Origin of the sequence: Ensifer sp. LC384, from assembly GCF_001695865.1 — a bacterium.
Lineage (GTDB): Bacteria > Pseudomonadota > Alphaproteobacteria > Rhizobiales > Rhizobiaceae > Ensifer.
The window spans coordinates 89,079-112,165 of sequence record NZ_MBST01000006.1 but is presented as its reverse complement, the minus strand read 5'-3'; the positions used below and the strand labels follow the sequence as shown (position 1 = coordinate 112,165).

Below are 23,087 nucleotides of genomic sequence, written 5' to 3'. Positions count from 1 at the left end.
CGCAACGATGACGAACCACAAGATCTCGATCGATCACATCGGCTTTCTGACGCCGGGAAACTATGCGAGCGACGATCCATTGGCGGGTCTTGAGCAGACGCTGCGCCTGCTCGAATATGGCGAGACGCTCGGTTTCGCCAGCGCCTGGGTGAGACAGCGCCATCTGGAACCCGGCATCTCGTCGGCGGCCGCCTTTCTGGCGGCGGCGACCCAGAGGACGGACCGCATTCAGCTCGGCACGGCGGTTATCCCGATCGGCTACGAAAACCCCTACCGTCTGGCAGAGGACCTTTCGACTGTTGACGTCCTGTCGCGTGGCCGCCTGAACGTTGGCTTGAGTGCGGGGCGCCCGCCGCATGTGGATCTCATCGGACCACTCGCCTTCGATGGGGACTGGTCCGCCTACGATTTCTCGCATCAGCGGGTTCTGCGTTTTGCCGGTAATCTGCGCGGGGAGTTTCTCGGCGATGAGTACACCGTCATCAAGACGCCGTTCGGCCCACAGCGCCCGCGGCTACAGCCCCATGCCAAGGGGCTTGCCGACAGGCTCTGGTACGGCGGGGGCTCCTTGCGCTCGGCCCGGTGGGCTGGCGAGAACGGTTTCAACCTGCTGATCGGCAACGTCACGACCGGCGAGCAGACGGACGACTTCTTTGAGGCACAGGCACGCCAACTCGAAACCTATCGGCAGGCCGGCGGGACAGACCGACGCGTTGCGCTTGGCCGCGTGATCGTCCCACTCGATGGCGCGGACGCCAGCACCCGGCGCCGGTATCTCGCATACGCCGCCGGCCGGCATGAGCGCACGCTAACGCCGCAGGGCGAGCGGCGCACGCTGTTTGCCCGCGACCTCGTCGGCACGTCCGAGCAGATCCTTGAACGACTGCTGGCCGATCCAATCCTGCCGCATGTGCGCGAGCTCCGGCTCGAATTGCCCTACGAATTCGAGCAGGACGAGTATCGCGAGATCCTCGACGATGTCGTGGCGCGCATCGCGCCGGAGTTCGGATGGCCACGGACAAACGACGAGATCGCCAAGGCAGCCTCCACAAATCCGGCGGCCGCGTGAGCCGTTCGGGCAACCTCAGATCTCAACGCGATAAGGCAATTCCTGCAGTGACAAAAAGAATCGACTATTTCTTCTCGATCGGCTCACCCTGGTCGTTCATCGGACTTGAAGCCTTTGTCGCGCTTGCGCGCCAGCACGACGCCGAGATCAAACCCTATCTGGCGACGGTGGTCGAAGAGAACGGCGGCATCTTTTCGCGCAACCGTCCGGACGTGCGGCGGGCATACGGGACGCGCGACCTGAAGCGCTGGAGCCGTGCCCGGGGCAAGAACCTTCTTCTCGACGGCCGCCCGCCGCTCGCCGATCCGTTGCCTGCGTCGCGGATGGTGATTGCCGCCTATCTCGACGGCAAGGATTGGCTCGCCTTGACGCTTGCTTTGCAGGAAGCCTTTTGGGTTGGGGCCGAGGATATCGGCAAGTCAGAGGTGCGCCAGGACGTGGCGACCCGTGCGGGCCTTGATGGTGGCGCACTGCTGGCGCGGGAAAATGCGACCGACGTCGCCGAGAAATGGGTCGCCGATCGGGAGCATGCGGTCAAGAGCGGCGTCTTCGGCTTCCCAACTTTCGGTTATGACGGCGAGATCTATTGGGGTCAGGACAACCTGCCGTTTCTGGAGCGGCATCTCGACGGAGAAACGCTTTAGGGATGGCTGCGCCGGAGCGGCTCTGGGTGGATCTCTGGCTACCGGGGGCGCTCGCACCGGATCACTTTTCCAAGATCGATACGATCTTTGGGGCGAGGTTTCTTCAATCCACTATTTAACTCGATAACTTCATGGTGCTTGATCTCGAGCAAACGAATGAAACCTTTCCCGTGGTTCATGCATTTCTAATTAACGTCGTTTCTTGACGAGGTGTGCCATGAGTGTCCTGCGACAATATGAACGTCTGAGTGCGATCCGGGATGTTCTACAAGGCAAGCTCGAGCTCTACGAAGCCCGGGATTGTTTCGGAATAGACGATTTCGAAGACGGAACGACCAACGAGCTTCGCGACCGCATAGCCGAACTTTCGGATGAGATCACCAACCTCAAACAGCGCCGCGAGCGCTACGAAAACTGGTGATATCGACGGCGACCCAAAGCCGGATCAACCACGACATAGGAAAACCATGACCATCGAAATCAATTCGCGTATCGCCGGCCACTCGATCAACCCGCTGTTCCTCGAGCGTTGGTCACCACGCGCCTATGCTGGAGCGGATATTTCCGAAGCCGAATTGTTCGGAATTCTGGAGGCGGCGCGCTGGGCGCCCTCGGCCTATAACGCCCAACCCTGGCATTTCATCTATGCCCGCAGGGGCAGCGAGCATTGGGACAAGCTGTTCGGCATCCTCAACACGTTCAACCAAAGCTGGGCGAAGGACGCTTCGGCGCTGATCTTCGTGTTGTCGAAAACATCGCTGCTGCCACCGGGCGCCAGCGAGGAAGTGCCGTCCTACACGCACTCGTTCGATACCGGCGCCGCCTGGGGTGCGCTGGCGCTGCAGGCTGCCTATTCAGGCTGGCAGGCGCACGGCATGGCCGGCCTCGACTACGACAGGGCGCGGACCGACCTTGGCGTCCCGTCCGATTATCGCGTTGAAGCCGCCGTCGCGATTGGCAGGATCGGCGACAAGGCGCAACTGCCCGAGGGGCTGCGGGAGCGCGAAGTGCCGAGCCCACGGAAATCCCTTTCGGAGATCTCGTCCGAAGGCCACTTCGAGCGGTCTTAACACGCCGACACCAGTGACCACGCCGAGGGCTAACCTTGTCCTCGGCGAATGCATTCGGCAGGTCGCGATTGCAGTAAGTTTAAAGTGTTACAGCGTCCTTTGCGCGTCAGATTTGACGCGCGGCGCTGTAATCTCAAAGCGGCTCCTCGACAGCGGCATCATGGCTGGGGGCATCGCGCAGGTTCACGCCGGAAAACAGCTCAGAACCATAGGCCCGTTGCGCGACAATCGACGGAAAGGTGACGTCGAGCAGGTCGAAGGTCGGCATCAGGTTCATCATCGGCAGGATGCGCTCGAACACCGCGCCGCCGAGCGGAGCGGCATTCCAGCCGGAGGTGCGAAAGCCATAGGTTTCCGGCAATCCCTTGGGTTCGTCCAGAATGGTCAGGAGCAGATAGCGCGGATTGTCGGCCGGCACGACGCCCATGAAGGATGTGAGATTGAGATCCTTGGCATAGCGCCCACCGACCACCTTTTCGGCTGTGCCGGTCTTGCCGCCAATGAAATAGCCTTTGACCTCGGCCCGTCGTGCCGATCCGGTCCTGGCATTGAGGCGGAGCAGAAAGCGCATGGCTTCACCGGTTTCCGGCTTGACGAGATCTGTGGCAAGCACCCGGTCCTCGATCGCTGAACCCTTGATGAAAGTCGGCCTGATCAGGCGCCCGCCGTTGACGAGCGCGGCAACGGCAATGCTCGCCTGCAACGGCGTCACTGCAATGCCGTGGCCGTAGGATGCGGTTGCCGTGTCGATCTCGTGCCAGGAGCGCGGCAGTTGCGGATGGGCGCTTTCCGGCAGTTCGGTCGTCAGCCGCGACATCTGGCCGAAACGGGAGAGAAAGGCGCGGAAATTTTCTGGACCGAGCGCGATTGCCATCTTCGCCATCGAGATGTTGGAGGAATAGATGAAGGCTTCCGGCAGGCTGAACGGCCGGTATTTGCCGCGATAGTCGCGGATGCGAAACCGGCCGAAGGCCAGCGGCTTGCTGGCATCGATGACGGAGCGGACGGTGAACTGTCCGGAATCGAGCGCCATCGCCGTTGTCAGGGCCTTGAAGGTGGAACCCATCTCGAAGGTGGCGGCGGCAATGCGGTTGATGCGATCGGGCTTGAGGGCATCGGCGGGGGTGTTGGGGTCGAAATCCGGAGCGGAGGCAAGGGCGAGCACTTCGCCGTTGGTGATATCGAGCACGAGCCCAGCTCCGGCCTTTGCCCCGAATTTTTCGATCGCCTTGGCAAGCTCGATCTGCAGCGCGTGCTGGATCCGGATATCGAGCGTCAGGGTGACAGGCTGCAGGTTCTGGTGGGAGAGATCCATTCCCGTCTGGCGCAGCACGTCGAGGCCCTGGGTCTCGATCCATTTTTCAATTCCGGCAATACCGATATTGTCGATATCGACGGTGCCGAGCACGTGGGCGGCGAGCGAACCGTTGGGGTAGACACGTCGCTTTTCCCTCTGGAACCCGACTGCAGGAATGCCGGCATCCCAGAGCGCCTGTTCCTCAGCCGGTGTCACCTGGCGCTTGATCCAGGCGAAGGGCGCCTTGCTCTTCAGGCGCTGGTGCAATTCGCGGGCGTCGAGATCCGGGAAGATGGCCGTCAGCTTTTCCACCGCTTCGTCGACGTCGACGATGAAGCGGGGCTCGGCATAGACGCCGGAGCTGGACACGTCGATCGCCAGCAGATTGCCGTTCCGATCCAGGATCGAAGGGCGGCCGACCGTCGGGCGCTTCGGCACATAGCCGGTGGTCTCGATTTCGGCGGTGCCCAGCTGGATCAATCGCGCGAGCATCGTCAGGAATACGACGATAAACACGGCGATCAGAAAGAGGATGCGCTTGCGGCGATCCGCGCGCGATGAAACGCGTTGAACCATATCAGTAAAGCCCGCCGGTATTGCTGAGCAGTTTCTGCCGCAACTCAGGAGAGAGGCCCTTGTCGGCATCATCGGAGGGCAACTCGGCCATTTCGTTATCGTCGATGACGGTGCAGCTGCCCTCGCACGGGCCGGTCCCAGGCTTGAAGGCCTCGACGATGGCGCCGGGCGCGCCGTCCTCAGCCGGCCGTCCCGTCCTGCGGTCGACCGCCTGGAAGGTCATGCCGGGCGGCGGGTGAAACTCGGCTGCCGGTTTTCCCTGAAGCGCGACCTTCATGAAGTCGATGAAGATCGGAGCGGCCAACCCGCCGCCGGTTTCGCCGTACCCCATCGGCTTCGGCGTGTCGTAGCCGAGGAAAACGCCGGTGACGACGTTGGGGGTGAAGCCCACGAACCAGACGTCCTTCTCGTCGTTGGTCGTTCCGGTCTTGCCGGCGATGGGGACGCCGAGGGTGGCGACATTTCTGGCGGTGCCTCGTTCCACCACGCCGCGCATCATCGAAGTGATCTGGTAGGCGGTCATCGGATCGAGCACGTAGTCGCGGTTGTCGACAAGCACCGGTTCTTGCTGGTTGTCCCAGGCAAGCGCGTTGCAGTCGGCGCACTGACGGCTGTCCTGCCGGTAGAACGTCCGGCCATATCGATCCTGGATGCGGTCGATCACCGACGGGGTGATGGCCTTGCCACCGTTGGCGATGACGGCATAGGCGGAAACGAGCCGCAGCAGGGTCGTTTCGCCGGCGCCGAGCGCCATCGGCAGATAGGTGCGAAGCTCGTCGTAGATGCCGAAGCGCTTGCCGTAGTCGGCGACAAGATCCATGCCGAGATGGCGGGCAAGGCGCACGGTCATCAGGTTGCGGCTGTTTTCCAGCCCCGTGCGCAAGGTTGAAGGGCCGCTGAAGCGCCCATCGTAGTTTTTCGGCCGCCAGGTCTTGCCGGTACCATCAGGGATGGCGATCGGCGCGTCCACGACAAGCGTGGTCGGCGCATAGCCGGTATCGAGTGCGGCGGCGTAGACGAACGGTTTGAACGACGAGCCGGGCTGGCGGTAGGCCTGGGTCGCGCGATTGAATTCGGATTGCGCGTAGGAAAAGCCGCCAGCGACCGCAAGCACCCGCCCGGTGTTCGGCTCCATCGAGACCAGTGCCCCCTGCACCTGGGGCGGCTGGCGCAGGACATAGCCGTTCTCCAGCTTCTCGACATAGACGACGTCGCCCGGCGACAGCATGCCGTCGAGGGATGAGCCGCAACGGCGCTTGCCGTCGGTGAGCCGGCACAAAGCCCAGGCTGAGCCGTTGCGGTCGATCGTGACCGTCTGCGCGGGCGCTGTCGACGCGTCTGTCCCTGCTGGCCTGAGGCCAAGTTCGGCACTGTCCTTGCTTGCCGAGAGGACGACGGCGAGCTGCCATTCCGGCACGTCCACGAGCGGCTGACGCTTGGCGAGCGCTTGCCGCCATCCGCCAAGGGAGGGCAGGCGGGTGAGCGGGCCTCTATATCCATTCGCTTGATCGTAGGCGACGAGGCCCTTTCGCAACGCCTGCATGGCCGCCTGTTGCAACCGCGGATCGAGCGTCGTGCGCACCGAAAGCCCGGCAGTGTAAAGGGCGGCTTCGCCATAGTGGGTGCCCAGTTGGCGGCGCACTTCCTCGGTGAAGTAGTCCGCCTTGTCCGCCGATGTCTCCTGTGGTTTCGGTTTGATGCCAAGCGGCGAGGCGGTCGCTGCTGCCGCAACTTCAGCATCGATGACGCCGTTGCGGCGCATCTGTTCGATGACCCAGTCGCGCCGGGCGACGGCCCGGCCCGGATGCCGGTAGGGGTCATAATTGTTCGGAGCCTTCGGCAGAGCGGCGAGGTACGCCGCTTCGGCCACCGTCAGCTGATCGACCGGCTTGTCGAAATAGGTCAGCGCCGCCTGTGCGACGCCATAGGCGCCAAGACCCAGATAGATGTCGTTGAGATAGAGCTCGAGGATACGGCCCTTGGAATAGGCCTGGTCGATGCGGATCGAAAGGACCGCCTCGCGCAGCTTGCGCTCCACCGTGCGGTCGGAGGACAAAAGGAAGTTCTTGGCGATCTGCTGCGTGATCGTCGATCCACCGATCATCCGCCGCCCCGAGCCGTAGTTGGCGACGTTCGACCAGAGCGCGGTGGCCAGGCTTGTGAGGTCGATGCCGGGATGAAGGTAGAAGTTCTTGTCCTCGGCCGAAAGGAATGCCTGCTTGACCCGGACCGGCATGGCGCCGATCGGCAGGAACAGTCGGCGTTCGCGCGCATATTGCGCGATCATGGCGCCGTCGCCGGCGTAAAGCCGGGTGGTGACCGCCGGCTCCCAGTTCGCCAGCGCCCGATGATCCGGCAGGTCTCGTGTCAGGGCCGCGGCACAGAATGCCAGTGCGATGCCGAGAAGCGTTGCCAGGTTGATCAGGGTCGCGAGCAGGTTTGCGATGGGCTTCATGATGGATGTCGGGGACTTTCGAGGTTCGAAGACATGGCTTCGCTATCCGATCCGAGGGAGCGGCTGGCGCGCGTGGGTCTGTTGCGTGATGGCAGTGCGCAATGGCGGACCAGGCTCAGGTGCCTGATGTTTCGCCCATGCAGCTAGGGGTAATCTGTCGCCTCCGTTTCGCCATCAAAGGCGGTGAAATGCGGCCGTGGCTCGCGGCTGCGGTGATCGCAGATGTGACGGTTGCGAATTTTGTGGGGCGCGTGCCAAAGGGCGTTCAGTCGAGACGACACATGGTTGGATCCTCCACAGGGACGTGTGTTTGAGGGGCCTGATCCTCGATGCGTTTACGGCCTCGCCCCGACGAAACAGGGTACCGACGTGAGTTCACCGTAAAGGGGTTGTGCCATAGCGGCAAACCACGTTTATTTGCAGGACCCATTAGCTGAATTAGGGCATTCATGGTCAGGCCGTATCTTCCTCTCAATGCGCTTCGGGCATTCGAGGCATCCGCACGACATCTGAGCTTCACCCGCGCGGCGATCGAGCTTTGCGTGACGCAGGCTGCCGTCAGCCACCAGGTGAAGTTGTTGGAGAGCCGTCTGAACGTAACGCTGTTCAAGCGCCTGCCGCGCGGCCTGATGATCACCGCCGAGGGCGAGGCATTGCTGCCGGTGCTGCAGGATTCCTTCGATCGCATGGCCGATATGCTCGAACGGTTCGAGGGCGGCCATCTCCGGGAGGTCCTGATGATCGGCGCCGTCGGCACCTTTGCCGTCGGCTGGCTGTTGCCCCGCCTTGCGGACTTTCAGGAGAAATACCCTTTCATCGATGTCCGGCTGTCGACGAACAACAATCGTGTCGACATGGCCGCCGAAGGGCTCGATTACGCCATTCGCTTCGGCAGCGGCTCGTGGCACAACATCGAGGCGACGCGGCTGTTCGAGGCGCCGCTTTCGGTTCTGTGCGTTCCTGATATCGCCGATACGCTGCGTCGCCCCGCCGACCTTCTCAGTCAGACGCTGCTCAGGTCCTATCGGGCGGACGAATGGGTGAACTGGTTCGCCGCTGCCGGCATCACCTATCCGGCGCCGCTTCTTAAAGGTGTCGTCTTCGATTCGTCGCTCGCCATGATGGAAGCGGCAGCCCAGGGCATTGGCGTGGCTCTTGCGCCGCCGCTGATGTTTTCCCGGCTGCTTTCGAACGGAACGGTGCGCCAACCCTTCGATGTCTATACCTCGATGGGGAGCTACTGGCTGACGCGGCTGAAGTCGCGCGCGCCGACGCTGGCGATGTCAGCCTTCCACGACTGGCTGATGGCAGCGAAGGAAGACCGCTCTGCTCAATTGCATGAGCCGGAGGCGAGCAACTCGGCATAGGCTGCACTGCGTGGGCGAGGGGCGGCATCGTTTGCGGATGTCTGGGCTGGCTCGATGGGCGGCGGCCAAGTCGACACAGTCAGTTCGGAGCTATTCGCCGTAGCTGACGATCCATTCCGGCGGCTGCGTGCCGCAGGCGCCGTGAAGCCGGTTTCTTTCACCATCGTTCCTCTTCTGCTGATCGAGATGAGAACGACCCTCGTGCGCAAGGGTTGCAGGAGCATTGCGTGCTCGAGATTTTCTCGCTCCCGTCACGTCGAGCGGCAGGCCCCGGCTGACGGCTGGTTGCCTTGCCGTTCGAAATGCAAATTATTCTAATGTCTGCTGCAAATTATCGTCGTTTGCCGACCGTGTCGCGGCTACTTAGGCAAGGTGCATCCGAGGTTCGAGATGCGGAGGCTTGAATGAGAAAGTTGATGCGGCGCGCTGTGGCGACGCTGGTCGCCACGGTATGTCTGGCCGGTGTGGCGATGGCCGACAATGCCGAGTGGTCGCAGCCGACAAAGCCATTTCGCGTCGTCGGCAACATCTATTACGTCGGCACCAAGGGGCTGGCCGCTTACCTCATCACATCAGGCAAGCAGGCCATTCTGCTCGACGGCACGCTGACGAGCACCGCATCCCTTGTTGAGAGCAACATCACTGCGCTCGGCTTCAAGCTTTCCGATGTCAAGATCATCATCACCAGCCATGCGCATTTCGATCACGTCGCCGGCGTGGCCCAAATCAAGCGTGACAGCGGCGCCAAGCTCTATGCAATCGCGGCGGATCGCTGGTCGCTGGAAAACGGCCTGCATGATGGCGAGACCACCTATAAGCGCGGAACGTTTCCGGCGGTGAAGGTCGATCATGTGCTTGACGACGGTGACGTCGTGACGCTCGGTGACGCCAGCCTGAAGGCGACGCTGACGCCCGGCCACACGCCCGGCTGCACCACCTGGTCAACATCGGTGACCGAGGCCGGACGCGCGCTCAAGGTGGTCTTCCCCTGCAGCGTCACCGTCGCTGGCAACAAGCTTATCACCAACAAGCGCTATCCCGGTATCGTTGCCGATTTCGAGACCAGCTTCGATCTGCTGGCAGGCATGAAGGCGGATGTGGTTCTGCCCGCTCATCCGGATATTGCCGATATTCTCGGCCGGGCCGCACGGCGGGATGCGGGCGAGAAGGATGCCTTCGTCGATCCGGACCTGCTGGGGCAGATCGTCGAAAAGTCGAGCATCGCCTTCACGAAGGAGCTTGCAAGGCAGAAGGCAAGAAAATGAAAGAAACGGCCGCGCTTGGGGTGGCCCCCTGCGCTTGGCTCCTCAGTCGGCCACGAGGCCGTCGAACACTTCGAGCATGGCGTCGCTGATGGCCTTGCCGAGTGTCGCTGCGGCCGCAGTCAGGGCCTCATCGTCCATATCGCGTGCCGCCATGGCGAAAGACGCGCCTTCCGTCACGACGATTTCCTGTGCGCGCTGGATTGCCCAAAGGGCAAATTCGCTGCGGTCTGCGATTTCGACGGTTTCCATGGCAGGCTCCTGATCTGTTCGAGTGAAGCCTTATACCCATATCGGCCGCACAGGGGACCGTCCGCGTGCTCCTTTGGTGTGGAATCCCAGAAATAATCGCGCTGAGGTGCGATTTTTCACGGTCAGGACCGCTTGGTGACGCCTTTTCCGAAAGCAACGGTGGGGACTTCCGTTGCGGTTTAAAGATGAGTATTGAAGGAAGGAATAAAATCCGGAAGACAGGCCGTCGCAAAGACGGGCAAAGCGATAATGACGTTTCAGCCGCGGATGCAGAACAAGATTGCCGGTTTCAAGATCCTGGGCGAGCTGCATCGCCGGGAATGGAACGGGATCATTGCCGATGTGTGGGACGTCGAGTGCGCCCCGCATGCCGGGGGCTACTACGTCTCGAATAATCCGCGGATGTTCATCGTTCTCGATGCGCAGGGCGGGAGCAGCTGCAACGTCAAGCTTTCCTCGCAGGGAAACGGCACCGTCCAGAACTACCGGGAACAGGCGATATCCTACATCCCGGCCGGCATGGAGATCTGGGCGGATGTGGTTGATGTCAAATATATCCGTCATCTCGATCTGCACTTCAACATCGACATCCTCAGCCGGCGGCTGATGGAGGATCTCGACGCCGACCGGTGCGACGTGCCGCGGCTGATGTTCCTGGATGAGCGGTTTCTCCAGCTCGCCCGGCTGATCGCCTCGGAGTGCCTCAATCCTGAGCCTCTCCACGATCTCTACGGCGACGGCCTGACGCTCGCGCTGTTCATCGATCTGATGAAGCTCAACCGCGCAAGCACCCGCAAGCGCAGCCAGCTCGCGTCCTGGCAGCTGCGTCGGGCGGTGGAGTACATCGAGGAAAACAGCGTTCGCAACATCCGGCTCGAGGAACTGGCGAACCTGGCCGGCCTTTCGCAGTCCCATTTCAGCCACGCCTTCAAGGCATCGACGGGGGTGGCGCCGCATCAATGGCAGACGAACGCCCGGATAGAGCGGGCAAAGCATCTGCTCCTGAAGAATGAAGCGTCCCTGACCGCGATCGCTGCCGAAACCGGCTTCTCGGACCAGGCACATTTCACCCGCGTCTTCCGCAAGGCGGTCGGAACAACGCCGGCGCTTTGGAAAAGAAGCCGTCTCGGCTGAGCAAATGCCTCGGCTTTGAACAGTTGCCTGCACATATTTGCCCAAGAGCGTTCAACTTTCGGGGATCGAAACAAGCCTCGCCCCAATAGTTGATATAAACGCTCATCTTATCAGCAGTCAGAAAGCCGGGCGGAACGCTGTGGGGATGGCGGGTCCGGCAAGCAGGGGCGACGATGTGATGCAGCGTGATGGTGACAGTGTGCGTTTGAGAGAACTGCTTGCGAGCGGCGTCGCCAGTATCGCGTTGCTGGTGTCGACGGCGGCTGCCGCCCAGGATGGCAGCGCCACGAAGCTCGAAAAGATCGAAGTGCAGGCACAGGGCGCACGCGACGAAGCCACGGGGCCCGTTGACGGCTACGTCGCCAAGGCCACGACGACGGGCTCGAAGTCAGCCACGCCGCTTACCGAAATTCCCCAATCCGTCTCCGTCATCGGTCGCGATGAACTCGACGATCGCGGCGTGGTCAACAAGGTCGACGAGGCCCTGCGCTACACGCCCGGTGTCACCACTGAGCCTTTCGGCACCGATGCGGATACGGACTGGTTCTATATCCGCGGCTTCGATGCGACGCAGACCGGCGTGTTCCTCGACGGTCTGACGCTCTTCAGCTTTGGCTTCGGCGGTTTCCAGATCGATCCCTTCATGCTTGAGCGGGTCGAGGTGCTGAAGGGCCCCGCTTCGGTGCTCTACGGCGGCGCCAACCCCGGTGGTATCATCAACCTGATCAGCAAGCGGCCGCTCGATGAACCGCTCTACTACACCGAGATCGGCATCAACAGCGAAGGCAATGCCTTCACCGGCTTCGACATCAACGACAGGCTGACCGACGATGGCACCATCCGGTACCGCGTCACCGGCAAGGTTTCGGGCGGGGACACCTACACCGACTTCTCGAACGATCTGCGCGGCGTCATCATTCCGCAGATCACCTACGCCCCGGACGATGCGACGAGCCTGACGGTTTACGGCGTTCTGCAGGGCCTCGACCAGGTGCATGTCGGCAACGGCTTTCTGCCCTATCTCGGCACGGTCGTCGATGCGCCCTTCGGCAAGATCGATCGCGATGCCTTTTACGGCGAACCGGATCTGGACACGGGCACCTATGTCCAGCAGATGATCGGCTACGAGGCCAAGCATGAGCTTGAAAGCGGCTGGAGCCTGACGCAGAACGCCCGCTACAGCCACCTCTACAAGCACGAGGCTGGGCCCTATACCTTCGGCTGGGTGGGCGGTGCGCCGACCGGACCGGATTATCTGCTCAATCGGATCGGCTTCGAGGCGACGTCCAAGGTCGACACCTTTGCGATCGACAATCGCGCCGAGAACGAATTCGACCTCGGCGGTGCGAACCATGCGTTCCTCGCCGGTCTCGATTACAAGTACTATCGCCTCGACCATATTCAGGCCTGCTGCGGCGCAACGCCGATCAGCGCCACCGATCCGGTCTATGGCGTGCCGCAGAACCCGAACTTCGTCTATCTCGACCAGGTCGTCAGGCAGCAGCAGGTCGGTCTCTACGTCCAGGATCAGATCCGCTTCGGCGGCGGCTGGCTCGTCACCCTCAACGGTCGCTACGACTATGTCGATACGGTTTCGAAAGCGGCCATCGGAACGAGCTTCGATTCGAACGACGGCGCGCTTAGCGGCCGTGCCGGCCTTGCCTATGAGTTCGACAATGGCGTGACGCCCTATGTCAGCGTCGCGACCTTCTTCAGCCCTCTTGTCGGAACGCGAACGACCGATGCGAGCGATCCGTTGAATCCCGCCAAGCTTGCGCCCCTGCAGCCGGAAGAAGGCTATCAGTACGAGGCCGGGGTCAAGTACGAGCCGAGCTTCGTCGATGGCCTGTTCACTGCGTCGGTGTTCCAGATCACCAAGCAGAACGTCTCGGTCCCCGTGCCCGGTTTCTTCGTCAACGCGCAGCTTGGCGAGGTCCAGTCGACCGGCGTCGAGCTCGAGGGCAAGGTCAACATCAGCAATGACTGGAAGGTGATCGGTGGGTTTTCCTATACGGATCTTGAGGTTACCGAAGAACTCGACGCCAGCCTGATCGGCAAGTCGCCGGTCATCGTGCCGGGAACGCAGGCGTCGCTATGGCTCGACTACACCGTGCCCTCGAGCGCGCTTGAGGGACTGAGCGTTGGTGCCGGCGTCAGATACCAGGGTGAATCCTGGGCCGACGCAGCCAATACGCGGAAAGTACCCGCCGCCGCATTGATCGACGCGGCAATCCGCTACGAGAAGAACGATTGGGCGGCATCGCTCAACGTCTCCAACCTCTTCGACAAGGAATATGTGAAGGGGTGCCAGGGGCTATCGGTTTGCGGATATGGCGAAAGCCGGACGCTGACCTTGAAGCTCAGCAAGAAATGGTAATGCTGACTGAAACAGTATAGTTTATATGGACCGTTCGGGACCGGCCGTGGTCGGCCCGGATCCGCACTCAGCCCTCAGGAAACGAACCGTTGTCGTCACCGCTGCTTGCCCTTTCCGATGTCCGCCATTCCATTGGTTCGAAGCGCATTCTGGCGGGGATCGATCTCTCGCTTGAAGCCGGCAGGATCTATGGACTGGTCGGTCCGAACGGATCGGGAAAGAGCACGCTGCTTAAGATCCTTGCCCGCCAGCTGACGGCGGAGAGTGGCCGCATCCTGCTGGAGGGCAAGGAATTTGGCGACTGGCCTGGGCGGGCCTTCGCCCGCAAGATCGCCTATATGCCGCAATTCACGCCCGCGACCGACGGGATGACGGTGCGCGAACTCATCTCGCTTGGCCGCTTCCCCTGGCACGGCACGCTTGGCCGTTTCACTGCGCATGACCGGTCTCTGGTCGATGCGGCGATTGCGCGCACCGAGCTCGGCGATTTTGCCGACCGCCCGGTCGCCAACATGTCCGGGGGCGAGAGGCAACGTGCCTGGATTGCGATGATGCTGGCGCAGGATGCCCGTTGCCTGCTGCTGGACGAGCCGACGTCGGCGCTCGACCTCGCGCATCAGTCGTCGATGTTATCGCTTCTGCAATCGCTTGCGAGGGAACGGCAGCTTACCATCGTCATCGTGCTTCATGACATCAATCTCGCCGCGCGCCACTGCGACGAACTCTTCGCTCTGAATGCGGGACGCATCGCCCATCGCGGCGGGCCGGATGCCATCATGCAGAACGATGTGCTGCAGGCAATCTTCGGTGTTCAGATGGGCGTATTTGCCCATCCGGCGACCGGCAGCCCCGTCAGTTACCTGCTTTGATGCGTATGACCGGTAGGGGACTTGCACGACGGGAGTTTCTCGCACTCGGTGCCGCGGCCACCCTGCTGCCGCGTAGCCTTCGCGCGCAAACGGGCGTCCGGGTGGCGACGCTCGACTGGGCGCTTCTGGAAACCCTGCTGGCGATCGGGGCCAATGTCGTCGCCGCGACGGAACTTTTGCAGTTTCGCGAGGTTGCCGTCAAACCCGAGATCCCCGCAGGGGTCGCCGATCTCGGCCTGCGCGGCACGCCGAATTTCGAGGCCTTGCGGCTGGCGGCGCCCGATCTCATCGTCAACTCCAATTTCTATCAGTGGGCAAACGAACGCATGTCGCAGATCGCCCCGGTCGAGACCCACTCGGTCTATGTCCCAGGGCAATCTCCCTATGCGCTGTCGGAAAGCGCCGCCCTCGCGCTCGGCCAACGGTTGAAGCTCGACAGCGCCAGGCGCTTCGTCGATGGGGCAAGGGCCGAGCTGGAACGGTTGCGTCATCGGCTCGGAGGCGGCGATGGCAGAGCCGTCATGCCGATCAATCTCGGCGACGCCCGACACTTCCGCGCCTTTGGCGCCGACAGCGTCTTCGGCGATGTGCTGGCGCGGCTCGGCCTCGAAAATGCGTGGAAGGATGTCACCAGCTATTCCGCAAACGCTCCGGTCGGGATCGAGGCCCTGGCCGCCGCCCCGGACGCCTGGATCATTCTCATTCCGCCGCATCCGCTCGATGCGCTTCGAAGGCTTGAACAAAGCGCCTTCTGGAATGTTCTGCCGGCGGTGGCGGGCGGGCGCGTGCTGACGCTCGGCCCGGTCAATCCCTATGGCGCACTTCCCGCCGCGTTGCGCTTTGCCAATCTGCTGGTCGAAGGAATGCTCAATGCACGGAACGGTTAGGTGTCGCGCCGTCCTTCCGGGTCGGCCCCTGGCAAACTGGGCGCGCGCCGGCGTTGCACTTGTCTGCATCTGCGCGGTTGCCCTGGTTCTTCTGACACGTCCGCAGGCGCCGGGCAGCGCCGAGCTTGCCGCCAGGCTCGACCAGCTCTACCTCTGGCACAGCCTGCTGCCGCGCCTCGTCGTGGCGATCGTTGTCGGTGCTTCGCTCGGCCTTTCCGGTGTGCTGCTGCAACGTATCCTGCGCAATCCGATTGCCGATGCGTCGACGCTCGGGATAGCGTCGGGCTCCGAGCTCGCCCTGACTGCGGTGGTCGGTCTTGCGCCTGCGGCTCTGGACGTCTCGCGGGAGTGGGTCGCTTTCTCAGGCGGGATTGCCACCGTTGCCATCGTCGTCGGCCTCAACTGGCGACGTGGGCTCGACCCGGTGGCCGTTGCCTTGTCCGGCATGATGGTTGGCCTTATGGCATCGGCGCTTGCGGTTGCAATCATCCTGGCGCGGGGCGAATACGCCATGTCGATCTTCATCTGGGGGGCGGGATCGCTTGCGCAACAGGACTGGAGCACGGCGCTATCGCTTGCACCGCGGTTTGTTGTCGGCCTCGCCATCGCCTCTATGTTCCTGCGGCCGCTGACCTTGCTTGGCCTCGACGATGCCGGCGCCTCGAGCCTCGGGCTTTCTGTCAATTTCGCCCGTCTCGGCGTGCTGACCCTGGCCGTCTGGTTGTCGGCGTCCGTCACCGCGGAAGTCGGCGTCATCGGTTTCCTTGGTCTGGCCGCGCCCGCAATCGCCCGGATGCTGGGTGCCCGCTCCATGAAGCAGATGATCGTTGCGGCGCCGCTTTCCGGTGCCGCACTATTGCTCGTCACCGACTGCGCGATGCAACTTCTGTCTCCGGGTTTTTCCGATCTCGCACCGGCCGGCGCTACCGTCGCCTTGCTCGGTGGACCCGTTCTGCTTTTCCTGTTGTCGCGCCTGCGCGGACCTCTCGGGGTGCCTGGGCGCGTTGCTGCGGCTCCGACGCGTCCGCTTCGCCGCCCTCATCTGGCGTTGGCGTTGCTTGCAGCAGGCGTCGTCCTTTTGGTGCTGGGCGCTCTCGTCATCGGCCGAGATGCCGGTGGCTGGATGGTTGCGACCGGACACCTGCTTGAGGACCTGCTTGTCTTTCGCGGTCCGCGCACGGTCGCAGCCGGCGCTGCGGGCGCCATGCTGGCCGCCGCCGGTTTCCTGATGCAGAAGATGACGGGAAACCCGGTCGCAAGCCCGGAGGTGCTGGGTGTCAGTGCCGGCACCGGCGCAGGACTGACGATCGCGCTGCTCTTTGCGCCATTGGCCGCACCGCCGATCATGCTCACGGGCATGGCGCTCGGCGGCTTTGCGGCCTTCCTCATGATGCTCGCCATCAGTGCACAGAGCCGCTTCAGCCCTGAGCGCTTGCTGCTGGCGGGTGTGGCGATCGGAGCCTTCTCGATGACGCTGGTGACGGTCGTGCTATCGAGCGGCGGTATGCGCGGCTTCGTCCTTTTGACCTGGCTTTCCGGGTCGACCAATCGCGTCGGCGCCTTCGAAGCCTGGATCGCCGTCGTCTCGGCGATCGCCCTCATCGCGCCGCTGCCGTTCTTCGCGCGCTGGCTCGCCATCCTGCCGCTCGGCGACGACGCAGGTCGTGCGCTCGGTCTGGCGCTCGGCCGCTGCCGTTTGCTGATCGCGCTGTTCGCAGCGCTGCTGACGGCCATCTCCTGCTTCATCGTCGGCCCACTCAGCCTTATCGGACTGGTGGCTCCGCATGTCGCCCGGCTGCTCGGTTTTCAGCGCGTCCTTCAGCATCTGGCCGCGAGCATCCTGCTGGGGGCAGGGCTGCTTGCCGGCGCCGACTGGCTGTCGCGGCTGATCATCTATCCCTACCAGTTGCCCGTCGGGCTCTTGGCCTCGCTGGTCGGCGGGCCATACCTCATCTGGCTACTCAATCGTACGGAGAAACGCGCATGACCGTCGGGGGCTGGGCATCCCCGTCGGGGATCGTCGCGTTTGATGACGTCGACTGCCCGGATGCGAAGACACTGGCCAGCGTGCAAACGGCTTCCAGGGAGAGTTAGGGTCTAACGCCTACCGGTCTCTGAAGAAAAACTGTCGCCAAAAGCAGACGAAGCGCTTAATCCGCTCGCAATCGGCATCGGCTAGTGTTCATCCAATGAGAATCAACGCGATTACAAACTGGGCCTACGGCGTCACGGTCCTCCTGACCGGACTATCCGGTGTGGCGTTCATCCTGTCGACGAACAGTGCGATCGAGGAGCGGCAGGCGGCCGAGCAGCATCTTGTGCTCGATACGCTTGGCGAGGATCTCGCGCTCGGCGCGGAGGAGCGAAGCGATGCCGCCCGCCTTTACGTGATGCGTGGCGATCTGCGCCACCTCGAACGCTTCCATGGCAAGGAAGAGGAAGAGCGTACCCACGAGGCGGCGATCAGAAACGTGCGGGAATTCGGAGCGTCACCGGCCGAACTCGCGGCGCTCCAGGAGGTCGAGCGCGAGGCGGAGGCCCTCGACAAGATCGAGGTGGCGGCGATCGCTGCCTATCAGAAGGGCGATCAGGCGGCCGCGCAACAGATGCTCTTCGGTCCGGAGCACGACCGTCTCCAGACCGCGTTGCTTGAAACGGTGGTCCGCTTCCGCGAACTGACCAAGGCCAGAACCGGTGCGGCGCTGGAACAGGCGAAGGAACGGAGCGACTGGTTCGGCATCGCCGCCAGGACCATGCTCGCCATGACCGCGGCGCTCTTCCTCGGCGTCCTTTATTTCGTGCTCAAGCGGCGCGTCGCCATGCCGCTCGTGCGCATGACGGGCATCGTGACGCGGCTCGCCAAGCAGGATTACGCGGTGGAAGTCCCGCTCGACCGCCGTCGTGACGAGATCGGCGAGATGAACGAGGCGATCCATATCTTTCGTACGAACGGGCTTGAGCGGGATCGGCTCGATGCCGAGCGGCGGCTGGACCAGCAGACCAAGGACTTGATCCTGCAGATGATGCACCGGCTGCAGGCGTGCCAGATCCAAGAGGAACTGGCCGAAGTCGTGGCACGGTTCGCGCCGCAGATCTTCCCCAACCTTGCCGGCCACCTCTATGTGCTGAACGACAACAGGATGTCGCTGACGCTTGTCGGCACCTGGCTCGACCCGCAGCATTCGGCCGATACCTTTCCGTCAAGTGCCTGCTGGGGGCTGCGCCGAGGCAGGCCGCATGTCAGCAACGGTGGGCAGAGCGATATCGCCTGCCAGCATCTGGGCGAGAGCGATGTCGCCGGGCTGTGCGTGCCGTTGACGGCGCAAGGCGACACGATCGGGCTGCTTTATTTCGAGGAGCGCTCGCCCGAGCAGCCGGCCGTCGAGACGTCACGGCTTTATCTCGAGCTGATCGCGGAAAACATCGGTCTGGCCGTCGCCAACCTGCAGCTGCGCGAGAAGCTGACCAACCTGGCGGTCCGCGATGCGCTGACGGGGCTCCTCAACCGGCGCTGCCTCGATGAGGCCTTGAACAAGCAATTGCGGGAACAGGCGGGCCGGCCGCTCGTCTGCCTCATGATCGATATCGATCATTTCAAGCGCTTCAACGACGAGTTCGGCCACGACGCCGGCGACGTGGTGATGCAGTATGTTGCCCAGATCATGCTCGACGCGGCCGGCGAGCTGGGAACCACCTATCGTTTCGGTGGCGAAGAGTTCACGATGCTTCTGCCTGAAATGAGCGAGGCGGCAGGCTTCGAGTTCGCCGAACGCCTGCGCGACAAGATCGGCACGACGCCGCTTTCCCACCGCGGCCGCATCCTCGGCTCCGTTTCTGTGTCGATCGGCATTGCGTCGTCGCCGCGCGAAGGCACGATGGCAACGCTTCTGACGCGGGCCGATGCCGCCTTGCTCGACGCCAAGGCGCGGGGGCGGAACATGACGGTGTGCTCGTCGGGCCTGGTCGTCACCTAAAGCATTTACTGGAAAAGTGCGAAGCGGATTCCGTGAGTAAATGCGTAAAAACAAAGAGATAGTGCGTTTCTGTGACGCCGTTCAGGACGGAATACTCCAGAAAGCGATTGCCGTGGCGGTTTTCTGCCGCCCTTGCTGAAAGACGAACCCCGCCTGCCGGCGGGGTTCGCTTTAGCTGGAATGGACCGTCACTGTTTAGATCCAGACGGTTCGACCCTCGCCTTCGCAGCCGAGCGCACGCAGAATGCTGAGCGGAATGCCGATCATGGTTTCGTGGCCGGCCGAAAGCAGGAACGAGGCAGTCTGCGGTTCGCGATAGGCAAGGATCTCTTCGCGGGAGGCTCTGGTATAGATGCCGCGCAGGGCGCGTACACAGCCGCTGTGGGTCACGACCACGTGCGTGTTCTCGTGGTCGAGCGTCGCGAGCCAGGCGAGCAGGCGGGCGTCGAGCGTGGTCCGGCTTTCGCCGCCGGGCATGGCGTAGTCCCATGGCTCGGCGTTATGCGCCTGGTATTCATGCGCGAGCTCTCGCTCGATTTCATCGTGCGAGCGGCCCTCCCAGGAGCCGTAGGCCCTTTCCACCAACGCCTCGTCATGGGTGAATTGCTCGAAAGGAACAGACCAAGTGTCGGCAAGGATCGATGCCGTCTGGCGAGCGCGCCCGAGCGGGCTGACCCAGAATTTGAGCTTCGTCGCGCCGGCTATTCTTTCCGCCAGCCGCAGCCCGACGGCGAGCGCCTGGCGGACGCCGTTTGCCGTCAGCGGCGTATCCCGGCGGCCTTGCAGCCGACCGGCGACATTCCATTGGGTTTCGCCGTGACGGATGAGGATGATGTTGGGCAGAGGAGAGGTCATGACATGCTCGAGATTCTGCGGGCTGGCGTACCGGCCGGAATTGAAGAAGGAAGGGCACCCACCGGAGAATGGCCGGTGGATGCCCGGTTGCTCACTCGGCAAGCCAGAGCGCCGAGGACGGCTTGAGGCCGAGCGTCGTCGTCGCGCCGGTCTCGAGCAGGGCGTTGCCCGAATGGAACGGCGCGTCGATCAGTACCGTCGCCGTCCCGACCTGCACCCCATAGCGCACGGTGGCGCCCAGGAACTCGCGATGCGCGATGGTGCCGGTCAAGGCAACGGCACCTGGCTCCAGCGCACCGAGGGTCGCATATTGCGGCCGGAAGACGAGCTTGGCGCCCGCCGGTACCGTCGCACCCGCCGGGATCGGTATGGAGCCCGCTCCTGAAACCTCGAAGGTGCGCTGCGTACCGGAACCGGAGACGGTGCCGTCAAGGATATTGGCCGTGCCGAGGAAGTTGGCGACGAACAGGTTGGCAGGCTTCTCGTAGAGCCCCATCGGCGTTCCCACCTGCTGGATGCGCCCCTCGTTGAAGACGGCGATGCGATCGCAGACGGTGTTGGCTTCCTCCTGGTCGTGGGTGACGAAGATCGTCGTCAGCTTCAGCCGCTGCTGCAACTCGCGCAGCTCGCGCCGTACTTCGACGCGCATCTTGGCGTCGAGGTTGGAGAGCGGCTCGTCGAGCAGCAGTACCTTCGGCTCGATGGCGATGGTGCGGGCGAGCGCGACACGCTGCTGCTGTCCACCGGAAAGCTGCGACGGGCGCCGGTCGGCGAGATGTTTCAACCCGACGAGTTCGAGTGCCGCCTGAACCCGGCGTTCGACCTCGGCGCGGGGCAGGCGACGCTCCTCCAGCCCGAAGGCGACATTGGCGGCAACAGTCATATGCGGCCAGAGCGCATAGGACTGGAAGACCATGCCGATGTCACGCTTCCACGGCGGCATGTCGAGCACATCCTGGCCGCCGATGACGACTTTGCCCTGCCGGGCATTGTTGAAGCCGGCAATCAGCCTGAGAAGCGTGGTCTTGCCGCAGCCGGATGGGCCGAGAAAGGCGAAGAATTCGCCCGGCTGGATCTCGAGATTGATATCCTTCAGCACGTGAAGCGCGCCGTAGTAGAGATTGACGTCGCTGATGCTGATCGCCTTGGCGGGGCCGACCGATAGCGCGGCGCTGTTGATGTTGACAGTCATATTGTTCCTCCCGAGTTTCTATTTCGCCACGCCAAGCGCCTTCTGGCGGCGCTCGATGACGTAGTGCGAGAGCAGGGTGCAGAGCGCGACCATGATCACGGCGATGACACCGAGGGCTGCACCCGGGCCACGACCCGCCGGCGATTGCATGAAGACGTAAAGCCCGTAGGCGATCGGTGCGTCCGAGTTGCTCTGGATCAGCATCAGGGTTGCCGACAGCTCGACGGCGGCCGTCGAGAAGCTGGTGACGAAACCGGCGAGCAGGCCGCCGGTCATCAGCGGCAGGACGATGCGCCGGATCGTTCGCTGCTTGGTGGCGCCGAGGTTTTCAGCCGCCTCTTCCAGCGATTCCGAAACCTGCTGCAGTGCCGCGTAGCAGGCCCTGAGGGCGTAGGGCAGCCGGCGGATGGCGAGTGCCAGCACGACCATGACCCAGAGGGTCGCAAGCGGTGTGCCGTCCGGCAGCGTGATGCCGTAGAAGGTGCGGAGATAACCGATGCCGAGCACGACGCCGGGGATTGCCAGAGCGGCGGTCGCCGCCCAGTCGAGCCAGCGGCGGCCGACGACCTTGGTGCGCAGCACGAGATAGGCGATGGCGCCCCCGATGACGACGTCAATCATGCCCGCAAGGCTGGCATAGATCAGCGTGTTCTTGATGTAGAGCGAGCTTTCGCCGAACACCCGTCCGTAGTGGGCGACGGTGTAGGCGTCGGGAAGCGGGCTGAAGGACCACACCGTCGCAAGCGACAGCAGCAGGAGGCCGATATGCGGCGACAGCACGAGCAGCAGGATCAGGCCGACGACACCATAGGCGATGACGCTTTCGCCGCGGCTGAGCTTGCGGCGGGAAAGACCGCCGCCACCACGCTGCGTCGTCGAATAGTCCTTGCCGCGCATGGCGACCGCTGAAAGCCACATGGCGAAGATCGAGACGGCGATCAGGATGACCGAGATGACGTAGCCCATCGGATCGGTGAGCCCGACCGACGTGACGCGCAGGTAAGCCTGGGGCGCCAGCATGTCCTTGACGTTGAGAAGCAGTGGCGTTGCCAGGTCGTCGAAGACCTTGACGAAGACCAGCGACGCGCCGGCGAGATAGCCAGGCATCGCCAGCGGGAAGACGATGCGGCGGAACAGCCGGAAGCCCGACGAGCCGAGGTTCTGGGCAGCTTCTTCCATCGAGCGGTCGATGTTGCGCAGGCTGGTCGACAGATTGATGAGGATGAAGGGGAAATAGTGCAGCGACTGCACGAAGATGACGCCGTTCAGCCCTTCCATGAAGGGAATGCGGATGCCGAACCAGTCATTCAGGATGAGGTTGACGGTGCCGTTGCGGCCGAACAGCAGCTGCATGGCGACCGCGCCGACGAAAGGCGGCATGATCAGCGGTACGAAACCGAGCGTCTGGATGATCAGCGAGCCGCGGAAGTCGAAGCGCGTGGTCAAAACCGCGAGCGGCAGTGCGATGGCGCTCGCCCATACGACCGACATCCCGGAGACGTAGACGGAGTTGAAGAACGACCGCCGGAAGAGGTCGGTGTTGAAGAAATCGACGAAGTTGACGATCGTCAGCGCGCCGGTGCCCTTCTCGGTGAAGGCCGTGTAGATGACCGTACCGGCCGGGATGACCAGAAAGATGGCGAGGAAAAGCGCGATCAGGGAGATCGCAAAGATCTGTCCGGGCTTGGCCGAAACGCGTCTTATGGGAATGGATTGAACGAGCGCCATGGGCAGACTCCGAATTGTGGTCGGCAAGCCTGACGCGTTTACAGAGCCGCGTACCTCTCGATCACGAGGGTCGCAACAA

General features: G+C 63.0%; 18 protein-coding genes. 12 read left to right on the top strand and 6 right to left on the bottom strand.

Going from position 1 to position 23,087, the window contains the following annotated elements:
- The first annotated feature begins 7 nt into the window (after positions 1-7).
- The 4 genes from BC363_RS07885 (at position 8) to BC363_RS07870 (ending at position 2,783) form a co-directional block, all read left to right on the top strand.
- Positions 8-1,069, top strand: coding sequence for an LLM class flavin-dependent oxidoreductase (locus BC363_RS07885; protein WP_065787404.1), 1,062 nt, complete (start codon positions 8-10; stop codon positions 1,067-1,069).
- Between the two features lie 47 nt (positions 1,070-1,116).
- The gene (locus BC363_RS07880) at positions 1,117-1,713 is read left to right on the top strand and encodes a DsbA family protein (RefSeq protein WP_065787405.1); all 597 of its coding nucleotides are present in this window, start codon (positions 1,117-1,119) and stop codon (positions 1,711-1,713) included.
- A gap of 217 nt (positions 1,714-1,930) precedes the next feature.
- Positions 1,931-2,134 (top strand): hypothetical protein, encoded by a 204-nt coding sequence (locus BC363_RS07875; RefSeq protein ID WP_065787406.1) that lies wholly within the window; start codon positions 1,931-1,933, stop codon positions 2,132-2,134.
- Between the two features lie 46 nt (positions 2,135-2,180).
- On the top strand, positions 2,181-2,783 hold the full coding sequence (locus BC363_RS07870) for a nitroreductase family protein (protein WP_065787407.1): 603 nt from the start codon (positions 2,181-2,183) through the stop codon (positions 2,781-2,783).
- A gap of 133 nt (positions 2,784-2,916) precedes the next feature.
- Here the strand turns inward: BC363_RS07870 and BC363_RS07865 are convergent, their stop codons facing one another.
- The gene (locus BC363_RS07865; protein WP_083223778.1) at positions 2,917-4,656 is read right to left on the bottom strand and encodes a penicillin-binding protein 2; all 1,740 of its coding nucleotides are present in this window, start codon (positions 4,654-4,656) and stop codon (positions 2,917-2,919) included.
- Between the two features lies 1 nt (position 4,657).
- Positions 4,658-7,111: a penicillin-binding protein 1A gene (locus tag BC363_RS07860; RefSeq protein ID WP_065787408.1), complete on the bottom strand. Its 2,454-nt coding sequence runs from the start codon at positions 7,109-7,111 to the stop codon at positions 4,658-4,660.
- Between the two features lie 449 nt (positions 7,112-7,560).
- Between BC363_RS07860 and BC363_RS07855 the strand changes: the two genes are divergently transcribed.
- Complete coding sequence (locus tag BC363_RS07855) at positions 7,561-8,478, top strand: LysR family transcriptional regulator (RefSeq protein WP_065787409.1); 918 nt, start codon at positions 7,561-7,563, stop codon at positions 8,476-8,478.
- Positions 8,479-8,882: 404 nt separating this feature from the next.
- A complete protein-coding gene (gene bla / locus BC363_RS07850; protein WP_083223779.1) occupies positions 8,883-9,743 on the top strand; it encodes a subclass B3 metallo-beta-lactamase in 861 nt (286 codons plus the stop codon).
- Positions 9,744-9,785: 42 nt separating this feature from the next.
- Here bla and BC363_RS07845 read toward each other — a convergent pair whose 3' ends face one another.
- Positions 9,786-9,992: a hypothetical protein gene (locus BC363_RS07845; protein ID WP_065787410.1), complete on the bottom strand. Its 207-nt coding sequence runs from the start codon at positions 9,990-9,992 to the stop codon at positions 9,786-9,788.
- Between the two features lie 249 nt (positions 9,993-10,241).
- Between BC363_RS07845 and BC363_RS07840 the strand changes: the two genes are divergently transcribed.
- The 6 genes from BC363_RS07840 (at position 10,242) to BC363_RS07815 (ending at position 19,233) form a co-directional block, all read left to right on the top strand.
- Positions 10,242-11,126, top strand: a complete 885-nt coding sequence (locus BC363_RS07840; protein WP_065787411.1) for an AraC family transcriptional regulator — start codon at positions 10,242-10,244, stop codon at positions 11,124-11,126.
- A 178-nt stretch (positions 11,127-11,304) separates the two neighbouring features.
- A complete protein-coding gene (locus BC363_RS07835) occupies positions 11,305-13,503 on the top strand; it encodes a TonB-dependent siderophore receptor (RefSeq protein ID WP_065787492.1) in 2,199 nt (732 codons plus the stop codon).
- An 89-nt stretch (positions 13,504-13,592) separates the two neighbouring features.
- Complete coding sequence (locus BC363_RS07830) at positions 13,593-14,372, top strand: ATP-binding cassette domain-containing protein (protein WP_065787412.1); 780 nt, start codon at positions 13,593-13,595, stop codon at positions 14,370-14,372.
- A gap of 5 nt (positions 14,373-14,377) precedes the next feature.
- Complete coding sequence (locus tag BC363_RS07825; RefSeq protein WP_065787493.1) at positions 14,378-15,259, top strand: ABC transporter substrate-binding protein; 882 nt, start codon at positions 14,378-14,380, stop codon at positions 15,257-15,259.
- Positions 15,243-17,246 (top strand): Fe(3+)-hydroxamate ABC transporter permease FhuB, encoded by a 2,004-nt coding sequence (fhuB, locus tag BC363_RS07820; RefSeq protein WP_083223780.1) that lies wholly within the window; start codon positions 15,243-15,245, stop codon positions 17,244-17,246. The genes BC363_RS07825 and fhuB overlap by 17 nt, the downstream gene beginning before the upstream one ends.
- A 202-nt stretch (positions 17,247-17,448) precedes the next feature.
- On the top strand, positions 17,449-19,233 hold the full coding sequence (locus BC363_RS07815; RefSeq protein ID WP_065787413.1) for a diguanylate cyclase: 1,785 nt from the start codon (positions 17,449-17,451) through the stop codon (positions 19,231-19,233).
- A 195-nt stretch (positions 19,234-19,428) separates the two neighbouring features.
- Here the strand turns inward: BC363_RS07815 and BC363_RS07810 are convergent, their stop codons facing one another.
- The 3 genes from BC363_RS07810 to BC363_RS07800 form a co-directional block, all read right to left on the bottom strand.
- On the bottom strand, positions 19,429-20,088 hold the full coding sequence (locus tag BC363_RS07810; RefSeq protein ID WP_065787414.1) for a histidine phosphatase family protein: 660 nt from the start codon (positions 20,086-20,088) through the stop codon (positions 19,429-19,431).
- 91 nt (positions 20,089-20,179) lie between these two features.
- Complete coding sequence (locus BC363_RS07805) at positions 20,180-21,280, bottom strand: ABC transporter ATP-binding protein (protein WP_065787415.1); 1,101 nt, start codon at positions 21,278-21,280, stop codon at positions 20,180-20,182.
- 18 nt (positions 21,281-21,298) lie between these two features.
- Positions 21,299-23,008, bottom strand: coding sequence for an iron ABC transporter permease (locus tag BC363_RS07800; protein ID WP_141690252.1), 1,710 nt, complete (start codon positions 23,006-23,008; stop codon positions 21,299-21,301).
- Positions 23,009-23,087: the final 79 nt, after the last annotated feature.

Bases quoted from the DNA above. Each gene is read 5' to 3' on its own strand.
- BC363_RS07885 (WP_065787404.1), top strand. From the start codon at position 8: ATGACGAACCACAAGATCTCGATCGATCACATCGGCTTTCTGACGCCG.
- BC363_RS07875 (WP_065787406.1), top strand. From the start codon at position 1,931: ATGAGTGTCCTGCGACAATATGAACGTCTGAGTGCGATCCGGGATGTT.
- BC363_RS07870 (WP_065787407.1), top strand. From the start codon at position 2,181: ATGACCATCGAAATCAATTCGCGTATCGCCGGCCACTCGATCAACCCG.
- BC363_RS07865 (WP_083223778.1), bottom strand. From the start codon at position 4,656: ATGGTTCAACGCGTTTCATCGCGCGCGGATCGCCGCAAGCGCATCCTC.
- BC363_RS07860 (WP_065787408.1), bottom strand. From the start codon at position 7,111: ATGAAGCCCATCGCAAACCTGCTCGCGACCCTGATCAACCTGGCAACG.
- BC363_RS07855 (WP_065787409.1), top strand. From the start codon at position 7,561: ATGGTCAGGCCGTATCTTCCTCTCAATGCGCTTCGGGCATTCGAGGCA.
- bla (WP_083223779.1), top strand. From the start codon at position 8,883: ATGAGAAAGTTGATGCGGCGCGCTGTGGCGACGCTGGTCGCCACGGTA.
- BC363_RS07845 (WP_065787410.1), bottom strand. From the start codon at position 9,992: ATGGAAACCGTCGAAATCGCAGACCGCAGCGAATTTGCCCTTTGGGCA.
- BC363_RS07840 (WP_065787411.1), top strand. From the start codon at position 10,242: ATGACGTTTCAGCCGCGGATGCAGAACAAGATTGCCGGTTTCAAGATC.
- BC363_RS07835 (WP_065787492.1), top strand. From the start codon at position 11,305: ATGCAGCGTGATGGTGACAGTGTGCGTTTGAGAGAACTGCTTGCGAGC.
- BC363_RS07825 (WP_065787493.1), top strand. From the start codon at position 14,378: ATGACCGGTAGGGGACTTGCACGACGGGAGTTTCTCGCACTCGGTGCC.
- fhuB (WP_083223780.1), top strand. From the start codon at position 15,243: ATGCACGGAACGGTTAGGTGTCGCGCCGTCCTTCCGGGTCGGCCCCTG.
- BC363_RS07815 (WP_065787413.1), top strand. From the start codon at position 17,449: ATGAGAATCAACGCGATTACAAACTGGGCCTACGGCGTCACGGTCCTC.
- BC363_RS07810 (WP_065787414.1), bottom strand. From the start codon at position 20,088: ATGACCTCTCCTCTGCCCAACATCATCCTCATCCGTCACGGCGAAACC.
- BC363_RS07805 (WP_065787415.1), bottom strand. From the start codon at position 21,280: ATGACTGTCAACATCAACAGCGCCGCGCTATCGGTCGGCCCCGCCAAG.
- BC363_RS07800 (WP_141690252.1), bottom strand. From the start codon at position 23,008: ATGGCGCTCGTTCAATCCATTCCCATAAGACGCGTTTCGGCCAAGCCC.